Genomic DNA, 12,901 nt, shown 5'->3' with positions numbered 1-12,901 from the left:
GGGTACCCGCGAGCCCGCGCTCACACAGGGTTTCCGCGGGCGAGATCGATCTCGCTCCACACCTGTTTGCCACCGCTGACCGGCACCGTCCCCCAGGCGTCCGACACGGCCTCGACCAGGAGGATGCCGCGGCCGCCGGTGGCCTCCCAGCCGATGCTCGTCGGCTTGACCGGGGTGCGCGGGGAGGCGTCGGTGACGGCGATGCGCAGCCGGTGGTTGACCAGGGTCAGGCTGAGCCGGACCTGGCCCTCGGTGTGCACGAGCGCGTTGGTGACGAGTTCGGAGACGACGAGGAGGGCGGCGTCGGCGTCGGAGGACGGCACGCCCCAGGAGCGCAGGCTGCGCCGGGCGAACCGCCGGGCGTGCCCGACCGCCTGCGGAACCCGCCACACCGTCCAGCTCTCCCGCAGCGGGCGCGAGGCCATGCCGTCGTAGCGCAGCAGGAGCAGGGCGACGTCGTCGCTGCGGTGGGCGTTGCCCAGCAGGGTGTCGGCAACCGCGCCGAGGTCGGCCACGCGGCAGCCGCCGAGCTCGCCCGCGAGCCGGTTCATGCCGGTGTCGATGTCGGCGTCGACGGACTCCACCAGCCCGTCCGTGGTCAACGCGACCACGGTGCCGGGGCGCAGCGACAGCGGGCTGAGCGGGAAGTCCGCCTGCGGGAGCACGCCGAGCGGCGGCCCGCCGTCGGACTCGGCGATCTCGGTGCTGCCGTCCGGGTGACGCAGCACGGGCGGCAGGTGCCCGGCCCGTACGCACCACGCGGAGCCCGACTCCAGGTCGAGGTCGACGTAGGCGCAGGTGGCGAACAGGTCGGTCTCCAGGTCGGCGAGCAGCCGGTTGGCGTGCGAGACGACGACGTCCGGCGGATGGCCCTCGACGGCGTAGGCGCGCAGCGCGGTGCGCATCTGGCCCATGAGGGTGGCGGCGGCCGTGCTGTGGCCCTGGACGTCGCCGATGACGAGGGCGACGTGGTGGTCGGGCAGCGGGATGACGTCGTACCAGTCGCCGCCGACCTCCAGCCCGGCCGTGGCGGGCAGGTAGCGGGCGACGGCGACCGCGCCGGGCAGCGCGGGCAGCCGGCGCGGCAGCAGCTGCCGCTGCAGCATGCCGACCAGTTCGTGCTCGGCGTCGAAGGCGTGGGCGCGCAGCAGGGCCTGGCCGGCGAGGCCGGCGGAGGCGGTGAGCAGGGCGCGCTCGTCGGGGCCGAAGTCGTGCGGGGTGTCCCAGCCGATGAGGCAGGCGCCCGCCATGCGGGTGCCGGCGGGCAGCGGCAGCACGGCGAGTCCGCCGGGGCCGACCTCCGCGAGGGCGGGCTCCAGCGCGGTGCCGGCGGGCCAGATCTGGGCGCGGCCCTCCCGCAGCGCGGCGGCGAGGGTCGGCATCGCGCGCACCGGAGCGTCGGGCCACTCGCTGCGCCACTCCCGCCGCCACAGCTCGGGCCAGGCCTCCGGTTCGGGCGGGTCGAGGACGGTGACGACGAGGCGGTCGCCCTCCAGCTCGGCGAGCGCGATCCGGTCGGCGCGCAGCGGCCTGCGCAGCGCGGAGACGACGGCCTGGCTGACGTCCCGGACGGTGCCGGCGGTGGCGAGGGTGGCCGCCAGGTGCTGCACCCGGGCCACGTCGGTGAGGCCGGAGCGCAGCTCGGAGGTGTCGTCGACGGTGCCGACGAGGCGGGCGGGGCGGCCCTCGCCGCCGGGCAGCAGCCGGCCGCGCAGCCGCAGCCACTTGGGCGGGCCGGCGGGCTGCAGGATGCGGAACTCCAGCTCACGGTCGCCGATCGACATGTGGTCGAGCTCGACCACGGACATCAGCGCGGGCAGGTCCTCGGGCACGGTGAGCCGCAGCAGCGTCTCGACCTTGCCGTCGAACTCCTCCCGGCTCAGCCCGAACAGCCGCAGGATGCCGTCGCCGACCGCGACCCGCCCGCTGTCCATGGCGAGGCTGAAGGCGTTGGCGGGCAGCTCCCCCGCCTCGCCGGACGCGGCCGGCAGCGGTGCGGCGACGGCGTCCGCGATCAGCGCCAGGGACGCGCGGGCGTCGCCGTCGAAGCCGCCGGTGTCGTCGGTGACGGCGAGCAGGCAGCCGCCGGAGCCGCGCAGCGGCAGCACGGCCAGGTGGAAGTCCAGCGTGGCGACCCGCCGGGGCGGCACCCGCGCGGCGAGCTCCTTCGGCCCGAGCCACACCGGGCGGCCGGTGCGGTGGGCCTCGGCGGCCGGGGAGCGCCCGGAGGCGAGGTAGCTCTCGCGCACGCCGTACAGGGACCTCGGCACGCCGACGGCCTCGACCAGGCACAGCAGGTCGGCGTCCTCGCCGGGGGTGTAGACGGCGGCCAGGTGGGCGCCGGCGAAGACCAGCGCCTGTTCGAGGACCTTGCGCACCCGTTCGAGTGACTCGCGCTCGCCCGTGAGCGCCTTGAGGGCAGCTTCGGCACGCAGTGTGCGCGTTCCGCGTCCCGCCGCTCCCTCACTGACCACGTCCGTATTACAGCGCGGACGGGCGGTGTGCGCAGCCCCTGCGACCGTGCGGCACGAGGCGGGGCGGTGGTGCTCGAAACGATCCGAACATCTGTTGACGCATGAGTTCCGCACGGCGACCTCGTGACAGACGTGACTGTCGGTGGCCTCCCGGCTACTGGAAGTCTCGGGGTCGGACCGGAACAGGGGGATGCATGGACAAGCGGTACGAGGTGTACGCGCTCGCGGACTCTCACTTCTACGACACGCCGGACCGGCTGTCGGACGGTGACGCCGAGGCCGCACCGCTGTTCGAGACGGCGCGCCGCGAGACACCCGCGGGCTGGAGTGCGGCCCGGATCGGCGACTGGCTGACGCTGACGCCGCTCGACGAGGACGGCCGTCCGTCGGCGGGGCCGGCGCAGGGCTGGAAGATCCACGCCTCGGCCACCCGCGCCAACGCCGAGCGGATCGCGGCGATCGTGTGGGACTACTGCGTGCCGCGCCGCATCCCGTTCAAGTTCGTGCCCGGACCGCACCTGCTGCACCTGCGCAACGCCAAGTACGCGGGGCGGGACACCAGCGGCAAGTTCGTCACGGTCTACCCGGACGGCGAGGAGCAGCTGCACACCGTCCTCACGGAGCTGGGCGCGCTGCTGGAGGGCTTCGAGGGCCCCTACATCCTCACCGACCTGCGCTGGGGCGAGGGCCCGCTGTACGTCCGCTACGGCGCCTTCGCGCGCTCCTACGTCGTCGACGAGCGCGGCGCGCTGGTGCCGGCGGTGCGCGACGGGGAGGGCAGGCTGGTGCCGGACCGGCGCACGCCCTCCTTCCAGATGCCGGAGTGGGTGAGCCTGCCCGGGTTCCTCGAGCCGCATCTGGCGGCCCGCAACACCACGACGGTGGGCGAGCTGCCGTACCGCATCGACAAGGCGCTGCACTTCTCCAACGGCGGCGGGGTGTACGTCGGCGTCGACACCCGCACCGGCCGCAAGGTGGTGCTGAAGGAGGGCCGGCCGCACGCGGGGCTGGCCTCCGACGGGGCCGACGCGATCGCCCGGCTGGAGCGGGAGAAGGAGGCGCTGGAGCGGCTGGCGGGCACCGGCGTGGTGCCGGAGGTCCGGGACTGGTTCACGCTCGGCGACCACCGGTTCCTGGTGACGGACTTCGTCGAGGGGCGGCCGCTGAACGCGTTCTTCGCCGAGCGGCACCCGCTGCTCGCGCCCGACCCGGACCCGGGCGAGGTCGCCGCGTACACGGCGTGGGCGGTGCGCATCCACCGGGCCGTGGAGCAGGCCGTGGAGAAGGTGCACGCCCGCGGGATCGTCTTCAACGACCTGCACGTGTTCAACATCATGGTCTCCCCCGACGAGGAGTCGGTGTACCTGATCGACTTCGAGGCGGCCGCCCCCGTCGAGGAGCACGGCCGCCAGGTCGTCGCCCACCCCGGCTTCTTCGCGCCGCCGGACCGGCGGGGCGCGGAGGTGGACCGTTACGCGCTGGCCTGTCTGCGGCTCGCGCTGTTCCTGCCGGTGACCACGCTGTTCGTGGTGGACCGCGGCAAGGCGGCGCACCTCGCGGAGGTGATCGCCCGGGAGTTCCCGCAAGTGCCGGCGGATTTCCTGGCCGAGGCGGTCGCCGAGATCACCCGGGGCACGACCGGCCGGCCGGCGCGGTCCGTCCCGCTCGTGGATCCCGCGGACTGGCCGCACAGCCGGGACTCGATGACCAAGGCGATCCTCGCCTCGGCCACCCCGGAGCGCGACGACCGGCTCTTCCCCGGCGACATCGCCCAGTTCTCCGACGGCGGCGGCCTCGGCCTCGCCCACGGGGCGGCCGGCGTGCTGTACGCGCTCGCCGCCACCGGCGCCGAACGCTACGAGGAGGGCGAACGCTGGCTGCTGGACCGCACCGGCCCCGCGCCGGCGGGCACCCCGCTCGGGCTGTACGACGGTCTCGCGGGCGTCGCCCACGTGCTGCAGCTGCTGGGCCACCGGCAGCGGGCGCTGGACCTGGTCGACGGCATCCTGAAGGAGCGCTGGCAGCAGCTCTCCTCCGACCTGCACGGAGGTCTGGCCGGCCTCGGACTCGTCCTCGGCGCCCTCGCGGACGCCACCGGCGAGCGGGAGCTCGGCGAGCGGGCCGCCGAGGCCGCGCGGATCCTGGTGGAACGCCTGGCGGAACCTCCCGCGCCGAAACGGCGCGCCGGGCTGCTGCGCGGCGCGAGCGGGCCCGCGCTGTTCCTGCTGCGGCAGTACGAGCGCACCGGGGAGCCGGAGCTGCTGCGGGCGGCCGGTACGGCGCTGCAGCGCGACCTGGAGCGCTGCGTGGTACGGCCTGGCGGCTCGCTGGAGGTCGACGAGGGCTGGCGCACCCTGCCCTACCTCGGCGACGGCAGCGCCGGGATCGGCATGGTGCTGGACGACTTCCTCAGCCACGCGCCGCGGGCCGCCGGGGACTTCACCGCCGTACGCGACGGCGTGCTGACCGCCGCGACCTGCCGCTTCTACGCGCAGCCCGGCCTGTTCCAGGGCCGCGCCGGAATGATCCTGCACCTCAGCCGCACCGGGGCCGCGCCGGAGCGGCTGGCCGGCCAGATCAACGGGCTCGGCTGGTACGCGATGGCGTACCAGGGCCAGCTCGCCTTCCCCGGCCACCAGATGATGCGGCTCTCCATGGACCTCGCCACCGGAACGGCGGGCTGTCTGCTGGCGCTCGGCGCGGCCCTCGACGGCCCCGGCCCGGCACACCTGCCGTTCCTCCCGCCGCTCACGCGGCCCCACTAGACGCGGCCGCAGTCCCGCGGTCGTGACACCACCCCTGTCCCCATGACGGAAGGACGAATCATGGCACTGCTCGACCTGCAGACGCTGGAGTCCGAGGAGCACACCGACGGCGGCGGCGCCAGCACGGTGAGCCTGCTGTCCTGCATCAGCGCGGCGAGCGTTCTGCTCTGTCTGTGACGCCTCCCGCGTGACCACGGCTCCGGGTGTCCCCTCCCGCACGGGAGGGGACACCCGGGGCCCTCACTCTTCTGTGAAAGCGGCCGGCATGCCACGTCCACACCAGCGAGGCGACGCGGGAACCCGCGAGGGCGCGGTGCTGCTGCGCGACGCCGCCCGGCACAGCGCGGCCCGCCGGACGGCCCTGTCCCTGGCCGGCGTCGCCTCGGCCGGCGCCGGGCTGCTGCTGCCGGCGGCGCTCGGCCGGGCCCTGGACCTGCTGCTGGCGGGCGCGGACGCGACACGCTGGGTACTGCTGTGCGCGGCGCTCGTGCTGCTCGCGACGGTGCTCGACGCGGCCACGACGGTGCTCCACGGCACCCTCGACGCCCGCACCACCGCCTGGCTGCGCCACCGCGCGACCGGCCAGGTGCTCGCCCTCGGCCCGCGCGCCCAGGACCGCTTCCCGGCGGGTGAGCTGGTCGCCCGGCTGGTCGGCAACGCCGCGGCGGCCGGCACCGCACCCGCCGCGCGCGCCGGGCTGCCGGCCGCCGTCGCGGTGCCGGTCGGCGGAGTCGTCGCGCTGGCGCTGATCGACCCCTGGCTGGCGGTCGTCCTGCTCGCCGGGGCGCCGCCGCTCTGGTTCCTGCTGCGCGCCCTTTCCCGCGACACCGCCGCCTGCGTCGCCGACTACCAGCGGGTGCAGGGCCGGATGGCGGCGGCGCTGGCCGAGGCCGTCGCCGGGCGGCGCACCATCCGTGCCGCGGGCCTCCAGGAGCGGGAGACGGCCAGGATCCTGCGCCCGCTGCCCGCACTGTCCGAGGCGGGCCACCGGATGTGGCGGGTGCAGGGCCGCGCCGCCGCGCGGGCCGTGGCCGTCGCACCGCTGCTGCAGCTCGCGGTGGTGGCGGCGGCGGGCCTGCTGCTGGCACGGCACCGGCTGACGGCCGGCGAACTGCTCGCCGCTTCCCGGTACGCGGTGCTCGCCACCGGTGTCGGCGCGCTCGTCGGGCAGCTCACCTCCGTCGCCCGGGCCCGCGCCGCGGCCGGGCGGCTGGGCGAGCTGCACGCCGTGCCCGCGCCGGACCACGGCGACCGGCGGCTGCCCGAGGGCGGGCCCGGACGGCTTCAGCTGCGGGGCGTGACGGCGCGGCGCGGCGGGCGCACCGTGCTCGACGGCGTCGACCTGGTCGTTCCCGGCGGGAGCACGCTCGCCGTCGTCGGCCGCTCCGGCTCGGGCAAGTCGCTGCTCGCCGCGCTCGCCGCACGGCTCGCCGACCCGGACGCCGGGGAGGTCCTGCTGGACGGGGTGCCCCTGCGGGAGCTGTCCCGCGAGGAGCTGCGCACCGCGGTGGCCTGCGCGTTCGACCGCCCCGTGCTGCTGGGCACCACGGTGGAGGACGCGCTCGCCCTCGGCCTGCCGCACCCCTCCCCCGCCCGGGTCCGGGAGGCGGCCCGCACCGCGCACGCCGACGACTTCGTCCGCCGCCTGCCCGCCGGTTACGCCACCGTCTGCGCCGACGCCCCGCGCTCCGGCGGCGAGTCCCAGCGCCTAGGACTGGCCCGGGCCTTCGCCCGGGGCGGGCGGCTGCTCGTCCTGGACGACGCGCTGTCCAGCCTCGACACCGTCACCGAACACCGCATCACCGAGGCCCTGACCGCCCCCGGCGCGCACGGCACCCGCCTGCTGGTCGCCCACCGCGCCGCCACGGCCGCCCGCGCGGACGCCGTGGCCTGGCTGGACGGCGGCCGCGTGCGGGCCGTGGGACCGCACGCGGCGCTGTGGCACGACCCGGACTACCGCGCGGTCTTCGGCGGCGCGGACGACGAGGAGGAGGACCGGCGGTGAGCGACGGGCCGGCCACGGCGGAACGCGGCGCGGGGCGTGCGGACCCTGGACCGCCCACGGCCGGTACGGCCACGAGGAGCGGGCCGGGGCGCGCCGGACCGTACGCGCGGGCGCTGCGGTTCCTGCGCTGCCGGTGGGCGGTGCTGCTGCGGCTGGCCGGCTGGTCGGTGCTGGAGACCGGGCAGACCTTCGTGCTCGGGTACGCCCTCGCGCGCGCCCTCGACGACGGGTTCCTGGCCGGGCGTGCCGGGACGGGCCTGGTCTGGCTGGCGGTGGCCGGCGCGGGCGTGCTGGCCGGTGCCTGGGGCACCGGGCGGGTCTACGGCGCGGTCGCCGCGCTGGTGGAGCCGCTGCGGGACCACCTGGTGACGCGGGTGGTGGCGCGCGGGGTGCGCGAGGCGGACGACGGAGCGCTGTCCAAGCTAACCCAGCAGGTGGAGATCGCGCGGGACACCTTCGCCGGGCTGGTGATGGTGGCGCGCTCGTTCGTGTTCACGGCCGCCGGCGCCGTCGCCGGGCTGCTGGCCCTCGCCCCGCCGCTGCTGCTCGTCGTGGGCCCGCCGCTGGCCCTCGGGGTGGCGCTGTTCGCGGCGACGCTGCGCCCGCTGGCCCGGCGGCAGGAGGCCTGCCTGGTCGCCGACGAGGCGCTCGCCGCACGCCTCGGCGACGTCTGCCCCGGTCTGCGGGACATCACGGCGGCCGGGGCGGAGGAGCGGATCGCGGCGGACGTCGGGGCCGACGTCGAGGCGGAACTGCGGGCGGCGCGCTCCCTGGCTCGCTGCTCCGTGTGGCGCACGGCGGCCCTCGCCGTCGGCGGCCACCTCCCGGCCGTCCTGCTGCCGGCCGCGGCGCCCTGGCTGCTCGCCCGGGGCGTGACGCCGGGCGCCCTGGTCGGGGCACTCGCCTACGTCACCCAGTCCCTGCTCCCCGCGCTGCGCACGCTCGTCCACGGCCTCGGCACCAGCGGGGCGCGCCTGACGGTGGTGCTGCGGCGGCTGGTGCCGGAGACGGCCGGCGAACGGCCGAACCACGCCGGCAGCGTGCCGGACACGGCCGGCCCCCGGAGCGCGACGCCCCCGTCCGTGGTGCCCGCACCGCCGTCCGTGGTGCCCGCGCCCCCGCCGGCCGGGCCCGCCCTCCGCCTCGACGGCCTCACCTTCGCCTACGGCCCCGGGGCCGCCCCGGTGATCGACGGCCTCGACCTCACGCTCACGCCGGGCGCGCACCTGGTCGTCGTCGGGCCCAGCGGCATCGGGAAGTCGACGCTGACCGCGCTCGTCGCGGGCCTGCTGGAGCCCGTGCGCGGCGCCGTCCACGTGTACGGCGCGCCGGTGCCCTCCGCGCGGGCCGCCGCCCTGCGGGTGCTCGTCCCCCAGGAGGCGTACGTCCACGGCGGCACCGTCGCCGAGAACCTCGGCCTGCTGCGGCCGGATCCGGTACCCGGGTCCGAACTGCTCGCCGCGGCCGACGCGATCGGCCTCACCCCGCTGCTGGAGCGGCTGGGCGGCCCCGAGGCGCCGGTGGACCCGGCGGCGCTGTCGGCGGGCGAACGGCAGCTGATCGCGCTGACCCGGGCCTATCTGGCGTACGCGCCGCTCGTGCTGCTCGACGAGGCGACCTGTCACCTGGACCCGGAGGCGGAGGAACGCGCGGAACGGGCCTTCGCGCGGCGGCCGGGCGGCACGCTGGTCGTCGTCGCCCACCGCATCAGCTCGGCGCGGCGCGCCGACCGGGTGCTGGTGCTGGACGGGCCGCGCACGGCGTACGGCAAGCACCGCGAGCTCATGGCCGGCTCGCCGCTGTACCGCGACCTGGTCGGCCACTGGGGTGCCCGCTCACACCCAGCCCTGACCCTGGGAGATACGGATGGCGTCGACGCGGTTGCGGGCGCCGGTCTTGCGGGTGATGGCCGCCATGTAGTTGCGCACCGTCCCGTGGGACAGGTGCAGGCTCCCGGCGATCTCCGCGACGGAGGCGCCCCCGGCGGCCAGGGATAACACGCTCAGCTCACGGCTGGTCAGCGGCATCTGAGCGGCCTCCAGGAAGCCGAAGCCGAGCGAGTCGTCGACGAAACGTTCCCCCTCGGCGACGCGCCGGATGCCCTCCAGCAGGCGCTGGGGCGCGCCCCCCTTGCCGACATAGCCGAGCGCCCCCGCCTCCCGGGCTCTTCTCAGCAGCCCCGGCCGGTTCGCGTCGGCCAGCACCAGCAGCCGGGCCCCCGGCCGCCCTTCCCGCCCGCACAACTCGGCAAGGGGCGGCACGCCGGGTGCGTCGGAGCCTTCCAGGTCCGCCGCGCACACATCGGGCCGCAGCGAGCGCAGCCGGGCCGCGGCGGACCGCCACGAGGTGTCGTGGACGCGCAGGTCCTCCTCCCCCCGCAGCCAGTCCGCGAGGACGGACCGCACCAGAGACGCGTCATGGACCAGAAGAACCCGGATCACCGCTCCCCCTTCAGCTCGTTGCGCCGGCGACGTGTGCTGAACGCGTGCCCCATTGTTGGCGTTCGTGACAGCGGCCCGGGGGCGGAGATCCGGCCATCGGGATGCGCGGGGGCGCACGGGTGTGGTCCGTGCCCCGCCCCGCGCTCCGACTGCCCGGGCATGATCGCCGGGGGCGAGGGTAGGCGGGCGGGTTCGCCTCCGCACGGGGCGGCCGCACGGCCGCTCCGCACGGGGCGGCCGCACGGCCGGCGGACCCGCGGTCGCCGTGCGGCGCGACGCCTGCGGGGCGGGCAGGACGACGGACCGGCTTCACCGCGTCGGGTCTCCGCCGCGTTCGGGCCTTCGCCGCGTCCGGGCCTTCCCCGCGTCCTGGCCTCCGCCGCGGACGGGGCTTCGCCTCGGACGGGTCCTCACCGCGGGCCGACGTTCCCCTTGCTCGGGCGTTCGCCGTGCGCGGGCGGGCCCGGCGAGGCAGATTTGATCCCTGGGAGCTTTGCGCGGCGCTCCCGCGCGCCGCGGGACGGCCGCGCGGCACCGGGTCTGCGGCCCGGGCGGGCGGGCGAGGAGGTGGTCGGCGTGTCCGACGGGCAGCCCCCCGGTCAGTCTGCGCCGGCGCGCGAGGCGGGGGACAGCGGCGCCCGGGACGGCAGGATGCCGGACGGCACCGAACCCGCACGCTCCGAGCCTCACCGCTCTGCGCCGGACAGCGCCGAACCGGAGCACCCGGAGCGGGACCGCGCCGAATCAGAGCGCCCGGAGCGGGACGGCGTCGAGCCGGAGCGCCCGGAACCGGACCGCGCCGAACGGGAGCACCCCGAGCCGGACCGCGCCGAGCCGCCGCGCGCCGGTACCGGCAGGGCGCCCGAGGGCTCCGCGCCGGGCGCGGCGCCGCCGGCCTCCGGGGAGCAGGACGACGGGCCGATGCTGTCGCTGGCGCTGGCGCGGATGCTGGAGGACGTCGGCGCGCACTCCGGCGCGGTGTACCTGCGGGCCGCCGAGGAGCCGGTGCTGGAGATGGCGGTCATGGCGGGCATGCCGCGGGCGTTCGCCGCCCCCTGGCAACGAGTCGGGCTGAGCGCGCCCATCCCGGTCGCCGAGGCGGCCCGCGAGCGCCGCATGGTGTGGGTGGGCGGCGAGGAGGAGATGGCCCGCCGCTACCCCCGGATCTCCGTGGTCCTCCCCTACCCTTTCGCGCTGGCCGCGGTGCCGGTGGCCACCGACTCCACGGTGTACGGCGCGGTCTTCGTCACCTGGCCCGGCACCCGCCCCGCCGAACTCCCGGAGAAGGAGCGGGAGCGGCTCACCGCGGGCTGCGCGCGGCTCGCGCGGCAACTGGAGCGGGCCGTCGCCGAGGGCCGGCCGCTGCGCCCCGAGCCGGATGTGCTCGGCACCCCACCCCCGGAGGGCCTGACCGGCACGCTCGGCTCGGGCGAGGCGGCCCGGATGGTGGCGCGGCTGCCGTACGGGCTGGTCTCGCTGGATCTCAACGGACGGATCGGCTTCGCGAACGCGGCGGCGGCCGAACTGCTCGGCGCCGACGTCGACAGCCTGCTCGGCGCGCAGCCGTGGGTGGCGCTGCCCTGGCTGCACGATCCGATGTACGAGGACCGCTACCGGGCCGCGCTGATCAGCCAGCAGATCACCTCGTTCGTCGCGATGCGGCCGCCCGGGACCTGGCTGTCGTTCCGCCTGTATCCGAGCACGACCGGGCTGAGCGTGCGCATCTCGCGGGCCCGTGCCGTCTCCGAGCTGTACCGGGCCGGCCCGCGGCGCGGGGACGCCCCGTCCCGGCTGGTGACCATCTCGCAGGTGCTGAGCCTGGCCGGGGCGCTGACCGAGGCGGTGGGCGTGCAGGACGTGGTGCAGCTGGTCGCCGACGAGCTCGCCCCGGCGATCGGCAGCCAGGCCGTGGTGCTCCTGGGCACCCGCGCCGGCCGGATGCACGTGCTCGGCCACCGCGGCTACCCGGACGCGCGGGTCGTCGAACGGTTCGACGGGACCGCGCTGACCGCGTCCACGCCAGGGGTGCAGGCCCTCACCAGCGGGGTGCCGGGTTTCTTCGCCTCGCAGGCGGAGCTGGAGCGCGTCTACCCGGCCCGCAACGCCACCCCGGACGGCTTCGCCGCCTGGGCGTATCTGCCGCTGATCGCCTCCGGCCGCCCCGTGGGCACCTGCGTCCTCGCCTACGCCGAGCCGCACCCCTTCCCGGCCGACGAGCGCGCGGTCCTCACGAGCCTCGGCGGCCTGATCGCGCAGGCTCTGGAGCGGGCCCTGCTCTACGACGTCAAGCACCAGCTCGCGCACGGGCTGCAGGAGGCGCTGCTGCCGCACTCGCTGCCCCGGCTGCCCGGCATCGACGCGGCCGCGCGCTATCTGCCGGCGACCCGCGGCATGGACATCGGCGGCGACTTCTACGACCTGGTGGCCTCCCCGCCCCTGGCGGCGGCCGTGATCGGGGACGTGCAGGGGCACAACGTGACCGCCGCCGGGCTGATGGGGCAGATCCGCACAGCGGTCCGCGCGTACACGACCGTCGGGCACAGCCCCGGGGAGGTCATGGGCGCCACCAACCGGCTGCTGATCGACCTCGGCGCCGACCTGTTCGCCTCCTGCCTGTATCTGCGGCTGGACCCCGGACGCGGCCGCGCGGTGATGGCGCGGGCCGGGCATCCCCCGCCGCTGCTGCGCCTGCCGGACGGCCGGGTGAAGATCCTGGACCGGGCCGGCGGCCCGCTGCTCGGGATCGACGCGTCCGCGACGTACGCGACGACCGAGTTCGAACTGCTCCCGGGCGCACTGTTGCTGCTGTACACCGACGGGCTGATCGAGGCCCCCGGCGTCGACATCGAGGACGCGCTCACGCTCCTGCGCGAACGTCTCGCCGACTGCGGAGAGGCCTCCCTGGACGACCTGGCGGACCACCTCGTCGCCCACTACGCCGCCGGCGAGGAACGCCTCGACGACGTGGCGCTGCTGGTGCTGCGCGCACGCTGAGCGGTCCGGCCCTCCCGGTGGAGGACCGGACCGTCTCCCCTGCCGGCCGGGAACCGCGGTGGACCGGTCAGGGGGCCGGACGGCGGCGCGACGCCGCCGGGTCGGCGAGCCGGGTGGGGCGGCGATACGCCGCCGGCTCACCCCCGGGGGCGGGCGCGACGCGCCGCCGAGTCACGAGGTCACCGGGTCACCGGGCCACCGGGCCACCGGGCCACCGGGTCA

6 protein-coding genes and 1 pseudogene are annotated in these 12,901 nt (G+C 76.7%); 5 read left to right on the top strand and 2 right to left on the bottom strand.

The annotated features are described in order from the left end of the window. Window positions 1-20: 20 nt before the first annotated feature. On the bottom strand, window positions 21-2,474 hold the full coding sequence (locus ACF1AL_RS21185; protein ID WP_391777565.1) for a SpoIIE family protein phosphatase: 2,454 nt from the start codon (window positions 2,472-2,474) through the stop codon (window positions 21-23). 194 nt (window positions 2,475-2,668) lie between these two features. Here ACF1AL_RS21185 and lanKC point away from each other — a divergent pair, with 194 nt between their 5' ends. The 4 genes and pseudogenes from lanKC to ACF1AL_RS21165 all read left to right on the top strand — a co-directional run. Then, window positions 2,669-5,239 carry a class III lanthionine synthetase LanKC gene (gene lanKC / locus ACF1AL_RS21180; protein ID WP_391777564.1) on the top strand — a complete coding sequence of 857 codons (2,571 nt, stop codon included), beginning with the start codon at window positions 2,669-2,671 and terminating at the stop codon, window positions 5,237-5,239. 60 nt (window positions 5,240-5,299) lie between these two features. After that, window positions 5,300-5,416, top strand: a complete 117-nt coding sequence (locus ACF1AL_RS21175; protein ID WP_103782008.1) for a SapB/AmfS family lanthipeptide — start codon at window positions 5,300-5,302, stop codon at window positions 5,414-5,416. Window positions 5,417-5,504: 88 nt separating this feature from the next. Beyond that, window positions 5,505-7,244, top strand: coding sequence for an ATP-binding cassette domain-containing protein (locus ACF1AL_RS21170; RefSeq protein ID WP_391777563.1), 1,740 nt, complete (start codon window positions 5,505-5,507; stop codon window positions 7,242-7,244). Between the two features lie 470 nt (window positions 7,245-7,714). Further along, window positions 7,715-8,851: pseudogene (locus ACF1AL_RS21165) on the top strand (ATP-binding cassette domain-containing protein); the annotation flags it as partial. Between the two features lie 228 nt (window positions 8,852-9,079). Here the strand turns inward: ACF1AL_RS21165 and ACF1AL_RS21160 are convergent. Next, window positions 9,080-9,685 carry a response regulator transcription factor gene (locus ACF1AL_RS21160; protein WP_384208152.1) on the bottom strand — a complete coding sequence of 202 codons (606 nt, stop codon included), beginning with the start codon at window positions 9,683-9,685 and terminating at the stop codon, window positions 9,080-9,082. A 921-nt stretch (window positions 9,686-10,606) separates the two neighbouring features. Here ACF1AL_RS21160 and ACF1AL_RS21155 point away from each other — a divergent pair. After that, window positions 10,607-12,679 carry a SpoIIE family protein phosphatase gene (locus ACF1AL_RS21155; RefSeq protein WP_391777926.1) on the top strand — a complete coding sequence of 691 codons (2,073 nt, stop codon included), beginning with the start codon at window positions 10,607-10,609 and terminating at the stop codon, window positions 12,677-12,679. Window positions 12,680-12,901: the final 222 nt, after the last annotated feature.

The sequence above is a fragment of the Streptomyces sp. NPDC014801 genome, from assembly GCF_043082085.1.
Classification (GTDB): Bacteria; Actinomycetota; Actinomycetes; order Streptomycetales; family Streptomycetaceae; genus Streptomyces.
The sequence above is the reverse complement of the archived record's forward strand: the minus strand, read 5'-3'. Positions and strand labels throughout refer to the sequence as shown.